We start from the raw sequence: 14,841 nt of genomic DNA on the forward strand, positions 1-14,841 counted from the left end.
GGGGCTCTCGGCCAGCGTCGAAGGTGTAAAGAGGAAACCGTCGAGCTTTTCGTCTGCGGCGCTCGGCGCGCCGGGGAGCGCTCTCGGATCCTGACGAGGCCCCGCGCTTTCGCCGGGGGCCGCGGTATCTGCCCGGACGGTGGGCGATCCAGGCCCTGCTCGCTCCGTCGAGCCAGCCGCCAGGCGACGCAGGGGCCAATGTGGGCGATCCCTGGCGCTGCTCCTTACCTCGGGCCGCGCCGTTCGCGACATCCGTGATCGCCGCGCCCGGTCCGCCCCGCGCGCCTCGCGGGGGCGATGGTAGACTGAGCGCCTCTTGCGTCTTCCGATCGCTTTTCTCTTCGGCCTCCTGGCTGTGCTGTTCGCCCCTCCGGTGTTCGCCGGACCAGGCGACAAGGAGGCGAACCAGGGCATCAACGCGGCCAGAGGCGGCTTCTGCAAGCGAGCGATCCCGCTGCTCGAGTCCGCCGAGAGCCAGCGGCATCGCCCGAGCTCGGCGGTTCCGCTCGCCGACTGCTACGTCAAGACGGGCGAGCTGCTGAAGGCCAGCGAGATCTATCACAAGGTCGCGAGCGAGAAGAAGGCGCCCGGCTACAACGCGCGGGATGTCGCGGCCATCACATCGGCCAAGAAGAAGGCAACTCAGCTCGATGCGCGCATTCCGACGCTCGTCATCACGCCGGCGGAGCCGTACGAGGGGCTGGTGGTCGAGGTCGACGGTGAGGTGATCAGCGAGCCGTCGGCGCCGCACCGGTTCGATCCGGGCAAGGTGCTGGTGATCGTCGCCAGGGCCGAGGGCCACGAGGAGGCGTCGCAGAAGATCACGCTGAAAGAGAAGCAGCGGCGTGAGATCAAGCTGCGCCTCAAGCCGAAGCCCGGCGCGAAGAAGCCTACGGAGAAGCCGGTCGAGAAGAAGCCGCCGGAGAAGCCGGTCGCGGAGAAGCCGGTCGAGAAGAAGCCGCCGGAGAAGCCGGTCGCGAAGAAGCCACCGGGGAAGAAGCCGCCGGAGAAGCCGGTCGCGAAGAAGCCGCCGGAGAAGAAGCCGCCGGAGAAGCCGGTCGCGAAGAAGCCATCGGGGAAGAAGCCGCCGGAGAAGCCGGCCGAGGAGAAGCCGCGTGTCGCGACGGGCCCCGAGGAGAAGCCGAAGCCCGCCGTCGAGATGCCCGAGCCCACGCCGCCCAGCTCTCGCAGGCAGCGCGACGTGTGGCTCGGCGCAGGCTTCCAGGGCTTCTTCATCCCTCAGCTCATGTTCGAGCTCCTCGGAGAAGGGGGGCGGGACGTCCTCGTCCCGGGCGGAGACATCTCGCTGTCCACGCGGCTCGGGCGGCGGTTCGATCTCGTCTTCTCGGTCGCTTACGCGCGCTTCCGGATGCAAGAGACGCCGTTCAAGCCGAAGGGACACCCGGACACCGACTACGAGATCGTCGAGAGCGATCTCCAGGCGCTCCAGGCGGGCGTCCGCCTGGTCTGGAACATCCCGCTCGATCGGGACGAGCTGTTCGCCTTCCGCGTCGGCGCCGGCCTTGGCGTGGGCTGGACGTTCATGGGCGACCTCTACCGGACCCAGGCCTATCCCGGGGACGCGGTGCCCGGCGACGCGGGCTCCTTCGTGCCGGGGGACCCGTACCGCTATGTGAAATGCCGCGGGCCCAACAACCCGATCGGGAGCTTCCGGTACTGCAACCAGCTCGATTACGACGCCGATCACTACCCCGGCTATGTCGAGCCGAGCTGGTTCACCCGCCCCAAGGGGCGGCCTCAAGGCCTGCGGCCGCTCGTCTATCCGTGGCTCGTCCTGCCCGAGATCGGGCTCGCGCTCCGCCCGTGGGACCGCGTCGCGTTCGACCTCCGGGTCGGCGCCTCCGTGACGGGCCTGCTCGGAGGGCTCGGCATAAGCTTCGCCCTGTGATGCGCGTCGCCCCGCGGGCCACGCGGCTCAGCGAGCGAGCTTCACGGCGCGGCCGAGCTTCCGCGACAGCACCGTCTCGAGCGTGCTCCAGAGCTCTTCGCCCGACTTCTGGGCCACCCAGCGGCCCTCGGACGGCCGGTAGTCGAAGTGCCACGCGGCCCGCTCGGCGGCCATCCAGACCTGCCGCGCCGCGCGGTGGCTGTTGATGACGTACTTGATGCCGTCCTCGAACTCCAGGGTGAGGATGCCGCTCTGCAGGTCGGCCTCGACGCCGTCGGGGATCTCGTTGATCGCTCGATCCAGCGCGCGCAGCGACCGATCGGCCACGTCGTCGAACTCTCGCTCCGATAGGGGCTCTCCGCTCATGCCGATCCGCTTACAACGGCGCGCGCCGAGGCGGTACGGAGAAGCGCCGGCGCCCCCTCACTCCCAGGGGACGGTGTAGAGCTTCACGTTGGTCATCGCCTTCATCGCCTCGACGACGCCCTCCTTGATCCCGATGCCGCTGTCCTTGATCCCTCCGAACGGCGACAGCTCGGACCGGTACCCCGGCACCTCGCGCACGTTCACCGTGCCGCAGCGGAGCTCCCGCACGAGCCGGTGGACGCGCCCCATGTCGTTCGTGCAGACGCCGGCGGAGAGGCCGTAGCTCGTCCCGTTCGCCACCGCGATCGCCTCGTCGATGTCCCTCACCCGCAGGATGGGCGCGTGCGGGCCGAACGTCTCGCGCTGCACGGAGGGGGCGTCCGGCGGGACGTGATCCATGACGGTGGGGCCGTACAGGGCCCCGCGGCGCTCGTTCCCGAACAGCAGCCGGGCGCCCCGCGCGAGCGTGTCCTCGGCCGCCGCCTCGAGCTGCCTCGCCGCGGCCTCGGAGATCACCGTCCCCATGTCGGTCGCCGGATCGAGCGGATCGCCCACCTTGATCTGCGCCGACGCGGCGGCGAGGCGGCCGGCGAGCTCGTCGGCGACGCGCTCGCTCACGATGAGCCGCTTCACCGCCGTGCAGCGCTGCCCCGAGTTCTTGTAACAGCCGTACGCCGCGAGCCGCACGGCCTCGTCGAGATCCGCGTCGTCGAGCACGATGAGCGGGTCGTTGCCGCCGAGCTCGAGCACCGCGCGCCGGTAGCCGAGCAGGCCGGCGATGCGCTTGCCGATCTCGACCCCGCCGGTGAAGCTCACGAGCTCCACGGCCGGGTGGGTCACGAGCGCCCGCCCGATCTCGGCCGGATCACCGGTCACGACGCTGAGCATGCCGGGCGGCAGCCCCGACTCGTGCAGCACGGACGCGAGGTAGATCGCGGAGAGGGGCGTCTTCTCCGACGGCTTGAGCACCATGGAGCTGCCGCTCGCGACGCTCGGCGCGACCTTGTGGGCGACCTGGTTGAGCGGGTGGTTGAACGGGGTGATCGCCGTCACGAGGCGGAGCGGCTCGCGCAGCGTGTAGCCCCGCCGGGGCTTGCCGTTCGCCGAGATGTCGAACGCGAGGCACTGGCCGTCGTCGCGGAGCGCCTCGTACGCGGAGAAGCGGAGCACGTCGACCGCGCGACGCACCTCGTAGGCGGTGTCCTTGAGGCAGAGCCCGCTCTCCCACGTGATGAGCCGCGCCACCGCCCCGGCCTGCGCCTCGATGTGCGCCGCGGCGCGGAGCAGGATCTCGCTGCGCTCGTGGCGAGAGAGCCGCGGCGGGCCGGAGGACGCGCTCGCGAGCGCCTCCTGCACCGCCTCCTCGTCGAGCCTCGGCACGCTGCCGATCACCTCGCCCGTGAACGGGTAGCGCACGAGGATGCGCTCGTCCCGGCTCACCGGTCTTCCCCCGATCAGGCACGGAAAATGGAACGCTGGTCGATCGATTGAGAGCATCGAGCCCATCCCTGTCCCCCCTTCAGGCGCTCGATCGTCGGCGCTAGGCCATGGCGGTCGAGAGTCGGTTGAGCACCAGATCGAAGACGTCCGCGTTCGACAGCGCGCTCGGCCGGCCGCGCGCGGCGTCCTCGTCCGCCTTGGCCGCTTCCGCGCCGAGGAGCCACGCGCGCTCTCCGGGCCGGAGCGGGTGGCTCGCGAGGATCGGCACCTCCGCCTCGTGCAGGCCGCCGTGCGACCTGAGCCCGCGCTGCACGGCGGAGAGGTCGTGGTAGGCCGCGCTCTTGCCGAGCACCGTGCTCCGATCGCCGAGGATCACGAGGTCGCCGATCCGATCCGGCGGCAGCGCGAAGCGCCGCGCGGCCTCGTCCCGGGTCAGGACGAGCTCCACGCCCGGGAGCCGCGCCAGGACCTGAGCGGCGCGGGCGCCGTCGTCCGGCGCGCCGAGGTACACGGTCGCGTAGGACCCGAGCGCGCCGTGGTGCACGACGTACGGGTCGGTGATCGGCAGGAGCACGCGGAAGCCCGAGAGGCCGGCCTCGCGCAGCGCGTCGTCCAGGTAGCGCACGTTCGGCGAGCCGTCCTCCGCGGTCTTGTCGTTCATGCCGTGATCCGCGGTGATGCCGCAGACGAAGCCGGCGTCGAGGTACTCGCCGAAGAGGGCGTCGAAGCGGGCGTAGAACCGATCGGACATCGGCCCGCGCGGCGGCTCCTTGTGCTGCACGTAGTCGGTCAGCGACACGTAGAGCAGCGTGGCCGAGAGGCGCTCGTGCAGCGCGAGGCCCATTTCCATGGCGTAGTGGGAGATGTCCCAGTCGTAGATCGACGGGTTCTCGCGGCCGACCGCGGCGGTGATCGAGCCGATCCCGTGCTCCGGGATGGCCTGCTCGTGCGCCTTCTCCGCCGACAGCGAGATCGGGCGAGGGCCCCCTTCGCGGCACGCGCCGAGGAGCGCGCGGAGCTTGTCCTTGGCCGTGACGCAGAGGGTCCTGACGCCCGCCTGCTCCATCTTCTCGAAGAGCGTCGGGACCCGCAGGAACCGGGGATCGTTCATCGGCACCTCTTCCCCCGTGGCGGCGTCGCGGTAGTAGTTGCCCGAGATGCCGTGCACGCGCGGCGGCTGGCCGGTCACGATGGACACGTTGTTCGGGTTCGTGAAGCTGGGGACCTGGCCTCGGCCGCGCACGTACAGGCCGCCGGCGGCGAGCGTGCCCGCGAGCCGCGGCATCAGCCCGTCCGCGAGGGCCTGGTCGAGGTACTCCGGCCCGCAGCCGTCGACGCAGAACACCACCGTCTTGCGCGCGGGCAGCGCGTAGCGCCGATCGCCGAGTTCGATCATGCCGAACGCTGACACGCAGCGCGCGGGCCGAGAAGGGCCGACGCTGCGCCGCCACGGGCGCTCCTCCGCCTCGAACGGCGGGCAGGGGGCGGCGATGCGTCAGTAGCCCGGCCAGGGATCGGCCGGCTTCGGAGGCGCCGGGACCGGCCGCTTGAAGCACATCACGCCTGCGTCGAGCGCCACGAGCTCCCAGCCGCCCTCGCCGCGCGCCTTGGCGATGGCGCGGGCTTCGTCCACGCCGTGCGTCTGCTCGCAGTCCTGCTCCCACCGCGGCGGGGGGACGCTCGGCATGAGCACCTGGGCGCGCACTCGCCCCGTCGCGAGCGCGACGGCCGCTCCCAGCACCAGACCGCCCAGCACGAGCACGACCCTCTTGTCCATGGCGTCAGGGACATCGTGGTCCGCGCCGGGCAGGAGCGTCAAGCGACGCTCCGAGGACGTTCGGCACGCCCGGCAGGATTCGAACCTGCGACCCGCGGCTTAGAAGGCCGCTGCTCTATCCAGCTGAGCTACGGGCGCTTGGACGACAAGCGCATCTCTCGTACTGCATCGCGGACGCGGAATCGAGCGTTACGAGCGTTACGAGCGCCGTGGGCGCGGGGAACCCCCACGCGACGTCCGCTCAGGTCGACGCATCGAGGCGTCGGACCTGCTCGCCGGTCCGGCCGTAACGCCGCTGTCGCCGGCTGTAGGTCGCGACCGCCTCGTCGAAGGTCGCCTCGGTGAAATCGGGCCAGAGCGTGTCGGTGAAGAACAGCTCCGCGTACGCGGCCTCGAAGAGCAGGAAGTCGCTGAGCCGCTTCTCTCCGCCGGTGCGGATGATGAGATCGGGATCCGGCATCGAGCTGGTCGTCAGGAAGTTCCGGAGCGACTTCTCGTTGATCTCCTCCGGGATGACCAGCCCGGCCCGCGCGCGGACCGCGAGCGCGCGCATGGCGTTCGCCATGTCGCGGCGACCGCCGTAGCTCAGCGCGAGCGCCAGGGTCATCTCGGTGCCCCCGGCGGTGTCCTCCACGAGCTTCTCCATCGCGCGCCGCGTCGGCGTCGGGATGTCCTCGAGATCGCCGACCACCTGCACCGCGATCCCTCGACGGATCAGCTCGTCGTGCTCCCCCTCGGCGAACTCCTGGCAGATGCGCATCAGCGCGTCGATCTCGTCCTTGGGCCTCGACCAGTTCGCCACGCTGAACGCGTAGAGCGTGAGGTACGGGATGCCGCGATCGCGGCAGGCGCGCACCGAGAGGCGCACGGCCTTCGCCCCGTGCCGGTGCCCCTGCATGCGGGGCAGCCCCTGCGCCGCCGCCCAGCGGCCATTGCCATCGAGGATGATCGCGACGTGCTTGGGGAGATTGCTGGACGTCATGGGCTTTCCTGGGTGGGGACGACGACAGACTCTGCGCCGAGCATGGGCGCGGTAGGGGGGCCGACGGTGATGCGATTGTGGAGGTTCTGTGGAGGATGACGCGGGGAGCTCAAGGCGCTCCGCCGACTCTGACAGTAGCGCGAGCTCTTTGACACGCACACGCGCACGCGCTCGCTCGCCCGAAGGCCACCGGCGCGCCTTCGCACCACCGATCCGGCGCGCTGTCAAACCGAGGAAACCTCCCGGAAACCAAGAGGGTCGCCGGGGAGGGCGGCATGGCGAGAGAGCTCATCCTTTCACAGGATCAGGCTCCCGGTAGCGAGAGCTTGAACTCGACCTCGGGCGGCCCGCGGTGGGTGCACTCGGCCGAGCCGCTGTGGGCCTCGGCGATCGCCTTGACGATCGCGAGGCCCAGGCCGGTGCCGCCCCGGTCGGCGCGGGTCGTCACGAAGCGGCGGAAGAGGCGGCCCGCGACGTGCCGCCCGATCTCGCCGCGGTTGCGGATCGAGATCGCGACCTGTCCGCCCACGCGAGACACGGCGATCTGGACGGGGGCCGCGGCGTCGCCGTGCGTGCGCGCGTTGTCGAGCAGGTTGTCGAGGGCGCGCGAGAGCCACTGCTCGTCGCCGCGCACCGCCGCCGAGCTCGGCACGTCGAGCTCGACGCGGCTGCCGCGCTCTCGCGCCCGCGCCGCGGCGGCCTCCGCGATCGCGACCAGGTCGACCACCGCGGCCTGCTCCACGCCGCGCGCCTCGAGGCGCGCGAGCGACAGGAGCTCCCCGAGGAGCGCCTCGATCCGCGTGGTCGCCTCGCGGATGCGCGCGACGAAGCGGGCGGCCTCCTCGGGGTCGTCGAGCGCGCCCTCGGAGAGCACCTCGGCGCTCGCGCGGATCGCGGCGACGGGGTTCTTGAGCTCGTGCGAGAGATCCGCGGCGAACGTCTCGACGAAGGGGCGGCCCTCGATCTGGCGCCGCATCGAGTCGATGGCGCGCGTCAGCCGCTGGACCTCGCGGCCCTGGGCGGGCGGCGTCGCCGCGCGCACCTCGCCCTCGCTCACGCGCACCGCGAACTCGGTGAGCGCCTCGATCGGGGTCGCGATGGTGCGGCCGATCAGGAACGACGAGATCGCGGCCGCGGCGCCGAGCACCGTGCTGAGCACGAGGATCGGCGGGGCGAAGTCGGCGACCATCCGCTGCACAACGATCGTCGGCTTCACGACCTGCACGCTGCCGACGCGCTGGCCGCCGACCTCGATGGGCGCGGTCACGAAGACGGTCCCGGGCTCGCCCGGCGAGGCGCCGCGCGCCCGGAGCACGCGGCCCTCGGGATCGAGCAGCGCGATGCTCTGGGCGGTCGGGCCCTCGGCCTCGCCGTCGAGCGCGCGCACGGCCGCGAGATCGACGCCGCGCACCTCCATCTCCATCGCGGCCACGGCGGCGAACGCGGCCGCCTCGTCGCGCGCGCTGCCCTCGGCGAGCAGCGTCGCGCGCGCCTCGATGCGATCGATGACGAGCAGCCCGAGCCCGAACGCGAACGCGCCGACGATGCCGCCGAGCGCGATGAAGATCTGCATCCGGATGCTCATCCCCGCCGTCCGGGCGCGGACGAGGCGGGAGGCGAACAGCGCGACGAGCAGGATGAGCGAGACCGCCGCCGCCGCGGTGACGACGAGGCGCAGCACGCGTCAACCGCCGCCTTCCGCGGGGCCCGGCTTGTCCGCGACGCGGTAGCCGACGCCGCGCACCGTCTCGATGAGGTCGGCGTCGCCGCCGGCCTCGACGACCTTCTTCCGGAGCCCCTTCACGTGCGAGTCGATGGTCCGGTCGGTGATCGCGAACCCGTCGCCCCAGACGCGATCGATGAGCTGCGCGCGCGTGAAGACCCTGCCCGGCGCGGCGAGCATGCAGGCGAGCAGATCGAACTCGACGCGGGTGAGGTCGACCTTCTGGCCGCTCACGTACGCGCGTCGCGTGGCCTCGTCGACGACGAGCGGCAGCGGCGCGGGCGCGGCGGCGGACGGCGAGGGCCGCGCGGCCCGGCGCAGGACGGCCCGCACCCGCGCCACGATCTCCCGCGGTGAGAACGGCTTGGTGACGTAGTCGTCGGCGCCGGTCTCGAGCGCGGCGACGCGGTCGGCCTCGCCGTCGCGGCTCGACAGGACGATGATCGCGGCGCGCGCCGCGCTCCGCCGCGCCTGGCCGATCAGGTCGAAGCCGCTGCCGTCGGGGAGCATGAGATCGAGGATGATGAGGTCGGCCTTGTCGATCTCCCGCTCCGCGGCCGCGAGCGTGGTGGCGACGGTGGCCGCGAACCCGTCGCGGCGCAGGAAGTAGGCGATCGACTCGGCGATGGCCGGCTCATCCTCGACGACCAGGACCTTGGCCATGATCGGGGAGCCTAGAACGGCGCGGCGGACGCGTCGACAGGGCTGCTCGGCGGGCCTGGCCGGCCCCGCTCCCTGGCCGGCCCCGCTCCTGCGGGCGCTCGCGGGCGTCGCGATCGCCGCGTTCGCGCGCGCTCAGGCGTGCGGGATCGCCGCGTTGACGAGCTCGCGCACGACGCCGAGCAGCCGCTCGTAGTGCTCGGGGATGGGCCGCAGGCCGGCGCAGTGGACCACGAGCCCGCCAGGGCGGAGCTCGAGGTGGCCCTGGAAGCCGCGGCGGGCGAGGAGCTTGCGCAGCCGCGGATGGAACGCGCCTGCGGCCTCGCGCTGGGAGGCGGCGAAGGTCGTCACGTGGGCGTCCCAGAGCGCATCGTCGAGGGTGACCCGGGGCGGGGGAGCGCTCTCGATGAAGGCGACGCGCGTCAGGAAGTGCTCGCCGACGCGCATCGAGGCTCGGCGCTGGAGCGCCGGGTGCGCCGCGAAGCCGAGCAGCGTCCGCTCGAGGGGCTCGCTTTCGCCCTCGGCGTACCAGGGCTCGGCGATCACCGCGTGCCCGGGGTTCGCCGTCCACGTGCACGCGGACAGGTAGGCGGAGGGGGGCGCGATCGTGTCGTAGGGCTCCCAGCGGCGGAACCAGGCCTCGTCAGGGTGCGCGGTGAAGGCGAGGCGGCGCCGGGCAGCCCACGCCGCGATGTGCTCGGATCCCAGCGGAGGCGGCATGGATGGCGAGGTTAGTCCGCACGGCGTCGCCTCGGAAGCCTCCGGCGCCACGCGACGGCGAGCGCTCCGGCGCCGAGCGAGAGCCAGGACGCCGCGCCAGCGGCCGCGCCGTTCCCGGGCGCGTCGCAGGAGCATCGGCCGTAGATGCCGACCGTCGTCGAGGCCGCGTCGTCGTCGTCGCCGCCCAGCGGGGCGTCAGCGCCTCCGTGCCCTGCGGTCGTGATGGGCGCGCCGCCGGCGTCACCGGCGCCGCCGCCGCTCCCGTCTGCGCCGCCGCGGCCGCCCGTGCCGCCGCCTTCACCGCCGCTCTCGCCTTGACCGCCGCCGCTGTCTGCGCCGCCATCGCCGCCTGTGCCGTCGCCGCCCGTCTCGCCGCCGTCGTCCGCGCAGCGCGTGAGATGGAGGGGGCGCTTGCGCGTGCAGTCCGTCGGCGACGCGCAGCGGGGATCGGCTAGCGCGGGCGGCGCGCCTGTGCCGCCGATCTCGCCCGGGTCAGGGTAGGCGACCTCGGTCTTCTCCCACCGCCCCCCTGTGTGCTCCATCCAGCCGAACACCCGCTCCTGGTACGGAACGGCGCCGCCGATCGCCGGGTCGTAGACGCCCCGGCCCGCGTCGTAGTTGGGGTTGTTCGGGTTGTTGACGTACGCGAGCCCGTTGTAGGCCCACACGGCGCTGTACCAGTGCTCGATGAACGCGGGTTGCCGGTCGCCGATGCAGCGCGTGGCCCTCCACTTCATGGCCAGGATCTGGGTGCCGGTGGCCGCGTTGTAGGTCGGCTCCGCGGCCACGCGGCGCGGATCGAAATCCGGGCTGTCGCCGCTCCGCATGCCGCTCGTGATCTGCGAGGCGCCGTAGCCGCAGTCGAAGGAGATGATCGTCCTCGAGCTCCCCCCCGCCTGGTCCATGGGCCGATCCGGCGCGCAGAACTGCCGCCACCCCGACTCCTGCATGGCGATGGCCTTGATCAGCTCGCAGGGGAACGTGGCGGGAACGTCGCGCCGCGCCTCGGGGAGATCGCAGCCCTGACCGAGGTTGAAGGCCGCCGGGCCGGCGTCGCCCCAGGCCGCGGGGCCCCGCGAGACGCGGTCGAAGATGGCGTTCCACTCTGCGACGGAGGGGTTGATCCCGGGCACGGCCTCGATCGCGCAGCCGCGATCGTTGTACGCGCTCGACGCCGTGAAGCAGGGGCAGTACGCGGCGCGCGCGGCCGGCGCGACCAGCGCGGCCGCGGAGAGCGCCGCGGGGATCAGGGGAAGGCGGCCCGTCACGGCTCCTCCTTCGCGGAGGTGAAGCCGGCGACGGCGATGCGCGCTCCGGGTGGCGCAGGGATCGTGGCGACCTCGCCGCTCTCTACCCGGATCGCGAAGGGGACGGGGAACGCGGACGGGTTCGTGTGCAGCGCCGCCACCCACGCCGCGTCCTGCGAGACGGCCTGGATGGCGTCGATGCCGGGGCCGAGCGGGCTGCGGACCGTGGCGCGGGCGCCGATGACGGAGAGCCCCGTGGCGCGCTCGGGCGTGTACGCGAGCCCGCCGCCCGGCCAGGCGTACGGGGCGAGGCCGTGGCTCGCGCTCGCCTCGAGCCGGGTGCGCTTGCCATAGGCGAGATCGAGCCGATCGATGACCCACGTGCCGGGGTCGGTCTCGTGCCGCTCCTGGAACACGAGCGCGCCCGCCGCGGCGTCGATCGAGAAATCCCGAGCGAACGGCGGGATCGACGGGGCGATCACCCGCGCCGCGCCGGAGTCGGGGTCCACGAGGACGATGTCGGCCGACGCCGGGGAGACGCGGTAGAGGACGAGCTCGCCCTTCCACTCGCCGGCGAGGAAGGCGAGGTGGCCCGTGTGTCGGTGCACGGTGCGGATCGCGCCGGTGGCGAGGTCGACCTCGTCGATGGTGAGCGCGTCGACCCGGAGCTGCGCGGGGTCGTTGTCGGGCTGCGGCTCCGGGCCGGCGACGCCGCGCGAGACGAAGACGCGCCCCGCGGCGGTGACGAGCGGGCGGCTCGCGTGGACCACGCCGTCGCAGAGCGCGACGGGCTCTGCGCCCGGCTGGATCCGGAAGAGGCTCGCGTTGAACGAGCGGTCGCGGGACGGGCTCGTCTCGGCGGTCGCGACCACGAGCCGCGTTCGCGGGACGACGCGGGCCCGGACCACGGCGTCGCTCAGGTGCTGGAGCGTGGCGAGCGCTGGACCGGCCTTGGCGCCGCCGACCGGCGCGATGTGGAGCGTGGTCCGGGCCGCCCCCGGAGGCGTCGCGAGGATCGCGACGCTGGGGAGAGAGGAGGGAGCGGTGGGCGCGGCGGGCGCCGCGACGGCCGTGGGCACGAGGAGACGGCCGACCCGCGAGATCGCGGGCACAGGGGCGTCGCCATCGGCGAGCACCGCCGTCATCGTACCCGTGAGCGCGGCGAGCAGCGCGCAGGGGAGCGCGATCCTGTTCAGGCGGCGCCGAGTCAGGGGCGAGCGGGCGTAGGAGCTGAAACGCACGACAGGAGAGTAGACGATGCGCCGGTGAGCGCCCGCTCGCCGGGCGGCGCTCGCTCGCCAGCCTCTGCCTCCCCGCCGTCGCGTGCGGCCGGTGCGCCCGTCCACGCCGCCGTCGCGCCCAGCAGGAGGCGACGGCTCGCCAGGGAGCAGCCCCTCAGAAGCGGCCGGCCATGCCGAGCCCGGCCGCGCCTGGTCCAGCGACCGGTGTCAGCTGGATCTTGCTGGGCCAGGGCTGGTTGAACCCGAGCTCCCAGATGAGGCCACCGGCGACGCCGGCGGCGCCCAACCCGAGGAGCACGCCGCCGACGGTCGCGTGCGTGCGCCCCCGATTGCCCTGCTTGGCCACGTCCTGCGTGCAGCCCTGGCGCGACGGGCAACGGTCCTCGGCGGCGCCGATATCGGCGAAGCCGCTGGAGGTCAGGATCCCGCCGACCAGCAGCGTGACGACGCCGGCGCCCGTCGCGACCCACGGCGTATAGCCGTAGGGAGGCTGCGGCGGAGGCTCCTCCTTGGGGCGGTCCGGGATCGCCGAGGCGGTGGGGGCCGTCGGGAGCACCGGCGGCGCCGACGCCGACGCGCTCGCGCTGGCGCTCGGCGCCGGCCGGAGGGCGTTCTTGAGGTTCTGGATCTTGTCCTGGATCGTCTGCGCGTCGCTCGCGTCCGGCGTGCGGGCCAGGTACGTCTCCAGCGCCGTGATCGCCTCGCCCCGCTCGCCCTTCTTCTCGTAGGCGTTGGCGATGTTGATCAGCACGCCGTGCGCCGAGCAGTCGAGCTGGTAAGCGTCCTTCCAGTACTGGATGGCGCGATCGTAGTCAGCGCGCTCGTAGAACTGCGTGGCGGCCTTGTGCGCCCCCTTGGCGCCTTCCAGGTCGGCGGCGGTCGCCGTGCGGTAGCACTCGGGGTACTCGATGGCCGGATCTCCTGCTAAGGCCAACCCCGCGGCGAGGAATATCCCCGCGCCGAGACCGACCAGCCAAGTCCGAGACACACGCATCCGAGCCGCCCTCCGCGAGAAGTGGCCGCAGCATACTGATCCGCTTCGCCGGCAGCGAGAAAAAGGAATCATTGCCGACCTCGAGGCAATGCGTTCGGTCTGGCGACCGGCGTGGCGAACGCCGGGCGAAGCGGCGGGCAGGGGAACGGGGCAGGAGCGCCGCCCTCGCGCCTGCGCGGCGCGAGGGCGGCCGACGCGGCCGACTGGAGCGTCGAGGGACGGTCCCGGCGCTTGCTTGGTTTCCGGTTCTGCTAGTCTCGCCCGGTGATGCTCCCCGAAAAGAAGCAGATCCTCGTCGTGGATGACGAGGCGAACCTCCGGCGCGTCCTCAGCGCCCAGCTCGGCCGGGATGGCTACGAGGTCCACACCGCCGAAGATGGCGAGGAGGGGCTCGCGTTCCTGAAGGAGCACCACATCGACCTGGTCATCACCGATCTCCGGATGCCCAAGGTCGACGGCATGGACTTGCTCCGCGCCGCGCTCCGCGACGACCCGTCGCGGCCAGTGGTGCTGCTCACGGCGCACGGGACCGTGGACAACGCCGTCGAGGCGCTCAAGACGGGCGCGTTCGACTACATCACGAAGCCGTTCGATCAGAACGAGGTGCGCGTCGTCGTGAAGAAGGCGCTCCGCACCCGCGATCTCGCGAGCGCGGACGCGACGCGGGACGTCTCCGCGGCGCTGCCCCGGGGGGGCTCCGACCGGTTCGGCATCATCGGCGAGAGCCCGCCCATCCAGGAGCTCTACGCGATCCTCGAGCGGGTCGCCGACACGCCGACCACGGTGCTCATCAGCGGCGAGAGCGGCACCGGGAAGGAGCTCGTCGCGCGGGCGCTGCACGAGAACTCCGGCCGCCGCGACCGGCCGTTCATCAAGGTCAACTGCGCGGCCATCCCGAAGGACCTCATGGAGTCGGAGCTCTTCGGCTACGAGCGCGGGGCCTTCACCGGCGCGGTCGCCTCCAAGCCGGGGCGCTTCGAGCTCGCCTCCGGCGGGACGCTCTTCCTCGACGAGATCGGCGAGATCCCGAACGAGATGCAGGTGAAGCTCCTGCGCGTCCTGCAGGAGAGCGAGTTCGAGCGGGTCGGGGGCATCAAGACCATCCACGTCGACGTCCGGCTCGTCGCCGCGACCAACCGCGACCTCAAGCGGGAGATCGCGGCGGGCACGTTCCGGGAAGACCTCTTCTACCGGCTCAACGTCGTCCCGATCGCGCTCCCCGCGCTGCGCGACCGGAGGAGCGACATCCCCCACCTCTGCGCCCACTTCGTCGCGAAGTTCAACGCGCGCCTCAAGAAGAGCATCGAGGGCATCGAGCCCGAGGCGCTCGAGCGCCTGGCCTCGCACGCCTGGCCGGGGAACATCCGCGAGCTCGAGAACGTCGTCGAGCGGGCGCTGCTCTTCGCCGACGGCGCGCGCATCCGCCTCGACGACCTGCCGGAGGAGATCCGCAGCGGCGCCGCGCCTCTGCCAGGCGCGTCGCTGCCGCTCGCGGCCGCTGCCGTGGACACCTCCGCCGCGCCGTCGACGCCCGACGGCCTCAAGGAGCAGGTGAAGGCGGCGATGAGCAAGCTCGAGCGCGACCTCATCGAGCGCGCCCTCAAGCAGACGCACGGCAACGTCACCCACGCCGCGCGGCTCCTCAAGATCTCGCGCAAGGGGCTCCAGCTCAAGATGAAGGAGCTGAACCTCCGCGAGCGCGACGCCGAGTGAGCCCGTGGGCCTCGGCGAGCAGCGCTCATTCCGCGCATTGGGCCGCGCATTGGGCCGCGCATTGGGCCG

At 72.5% G+C, this 14,841-nt stretch carries 13 protein-coding genes and 1 tRNA gene; 2 read left to right on the forward strand and 12 right to left on the reverse strand.

Features of this window, described 5'->3' with window-relative positions:
* Positions 1 to 316 precede the first annotated feature (316 nt).
* Positions 317 to 1,909 (forward strand): hypothetical protein, encoded by a 1,593-nt coding sequence (locus WMF29_RS13700; RefSeq protein WP_437329248.1) that lies wholly within the window; start codon positions 317 to 319, stop codon positions 1,907 to 1,909.
* A gap of 27 nt (positions 1,910 to 1,936) precedes the next feature.
* Here WMF29_RS13700 and cyaY read toward each other — a convergent pair whose 3' ends face one another.
* The 12 genes from cyaY to WMF29_RS13760 form a co-directional block, all read right to left on the reverse strand.
* Positions 1,937 to 2,275 carry an iron donor protein CyaY gene (gene cyaY, locus WMF29_RS13705; protein WP_437329249.1) on the reverse strand — a complete coding sequence of 113 codons (339 nt, stop codon included), beginning with the start codon at positions 2,273 to 2,275 and terminating at the stop codon, positions 1,937 to 1,939.
* A gap of 57 nt (positions 2,276 to 2,332) precedes the next feature.
* Positions 2,333 to 3,781: a phosphonoacetaldehyde dehydrogenase gene (gene phnY, locus WMF29_RS13710; protein WP_437329250.1), complete on the reverse strand. Its 1,449-nt coding sequence runs from the start codon at positions 3,779 to 3,781 to the stop codon at positions 2,333 to 2,335.
* Between the two features lie 34 nt (positions 3,782 to 3,815).
* Positions 3,816 to 5,111 carry a phosphonoacetate hydrolase gene (gene phnA, locus WMF29_RS13715; protein WP_437329251.1) on the reverse strand — a complete coding sequence of 432 codons (1,296 nt, stop codon included), beginning with the start codon at positions 5,109 to 5,111 and terminating at the stop codon, positions 3,816 to 3,818.
* Positions 5,112 to 5,210: 99 nt separating this feature from the next.
* Positions 5,211 to 5,534 (reverse strand): hypothetical protein, encoded by a 324-nt coding sequence (locus WMF29_RS13720; RefSeq protein ID WP_437329252.1) that lies wholly within the window; start codon positions 5,532 to 5,534, stop codon positions 5,211 to 5,213.
* Between the two features lie 22 nt (positions 5,535 to 5,556).
* Positions 5,557 to 5,630, reverse strand: a tRNA-Arg gene (locus WMF29_RS13725).
* A 103-nt stretch (positions 5,631 to 5,733) separates the two neighbouring features.
* Positions 5,734 to 6,474, reverse strand: coding sequence for a polyprenyl diphosphate synthase (gene uppS / locus WMF29_RS13730; protein ID WP_437329253.1), 741 nt, complete (start codon positions 6,472 to 6,474; stop codon positions 5,734 to 5,736).
* A gap of 304 nt (positions 6,475 to 6,778) precedes the next feature.
* A complete protein-coding gene (locus WMF29_RS13735; protein ID WP_437329254.1) occupies positions 6,779 to 8,155 on the reverse strand; it encodes a histidine kinase dimerization/phospho-acceptor domain-containing protein in 1,377 nt (458 codons plus the stop codon).
* Positions 8,156 to 8,158: 3 nt separating this feature from the next.
* A complete protein-coding gene (locus WMF29_RS13740) occupies positions 8,159 to 8,860 on the reverse strand; it encodes a winged helix-turn-helix domain-containing protein (protein WP_437329255.1) in 702 nt (233 codons plus the stop codon).
* A 132-nt stretch (positions 8,861 to 8,992) separates the two neighbouring features.
* Complete coding sequence (locus tag WMF29_RS13745; RefSeq protein WP_437329256.1) at positions 8,993 to 9,577, reverse strand: hypothetical protein; 585 nt, start codon at positions 9,575 to 9,577, stop codon at positions 8,993 to 8,995.
* An 11-nt stretch (positions 9,578 to 9,588) separates the two neighbouring features.
* Entirely contained in the window at positions 9,589 to 10,845 is a 1,257-nt protein-coding gene (locus WMF29_RS13750; RefSeq protein WP_437329257.1) for a hypothetical protein, read from the reverse strand.
* Positions 10,842 to 12,065 carry a hypothetical protein gene (locus WMF29_RS13755; RefSeq protein ID WP_437329258.1) on the reverse strand — a complete coding sequence of 408 codons (1,224 nt, stop codon included), beginning with the start codon at positions 12,063 to 12,065 and terminating at the stop codon, positions 10,842 to 10,844. The genes WMF29_RS13750 and WMF29_RS13755 overlap by 4 nt, the downstream gene beginning before the upstream one ends.
* Before the next feature lie 154 nt (positions 12,066 to 12,219).
* Positions 12,220 to 12,999: a tetratricopeptide repeat protein gene (locus WMF29_RS13760; RefSeq protein WP_437329259.1), complete on the reverse strand. Its 780-nt coding sequence runs from the start codon at positions 12,997 to 12,999 to the stop codon at positions 12,220 to 12,222.
* 327 nt (positions 13,000 to 13,326) lie between these two features.
* Here WMF29_RS13760 and WMF29_RS13765 point away from each other — a divergent pair, with 327 nt between their 5' ends.
* Positions 13,327 to 14,772, forward strand: a complete 1,446-nt coding sequence (locus WMF29_RS13765) for a sigma-54-dependent transcriptional regulator (RefSeq protein WP_437331116.1) — start codon at positions 13,327 to 13,329, stop codon at positions 14,770 to 14,772.
* Positions 14,773 to 14,841 lie beyond the last annotated feature (69 nt).

The organism is Sorangium sp. So ce381, assembly GCF_051473845.1.
GTDB lineage: Bacteria > Myxococcota_A > Polyangia > Polyangiales > Polyangiaceae > Sorangium > Sorangium atrum.

Bases quoted from the DNA above. Each gene is read 5' to 3' on its own strand.
- cyaY (WP_437329249.1), bottom strand. From the start codon at position 2,275: ATGAGCGGAGAGCCCCTATCGGAGCGAGAGTTCGACGACGTGGCCGAT.
- phnY (WP_437329250.1), bottom strand. From the start codon at position 3,781: ATGGGCTCGATGCTCTCAATCGATCGACCAGCGTTCCATTTTCCGTGC.
- phnA (WP_437329251.1), bottom strand. From the start codon at position 5,111: ATGATCGAACTCGGCGATCGGCGCTACGCGCTGCCCGCGCGCAAGACG.
- uppS (WP_437329253.1), bottom strand. From the start codon at position 6,474: ATGACGTCCAGCAATCTCCCCAAGCACGTCGCGATCATCCTCGATGGC.
- WMF29_RS13740 (WP_437329255.1), bottom strand. From the start codon at position 8,860: ATGGCCAAGGTCCTGGTCGTCGAGGATGAGCCGGCCATCGCCGAGTCG.
- WMF29_RS13745 (WP_437329256.1), bottom strand. From the start codon at position 9,577: ATGCCGCCTCCGCTGGGATCCGAGCACATCGCGGCGTGGGCTGCCCGG.
- WMF29_RS13765 (WP_437331116.1), top strand. From the start codon at position 13,327: ATGCTCCCCGAAAAGAAGCAGATCCTCGTCGTGGATGACGAGGCGAAC.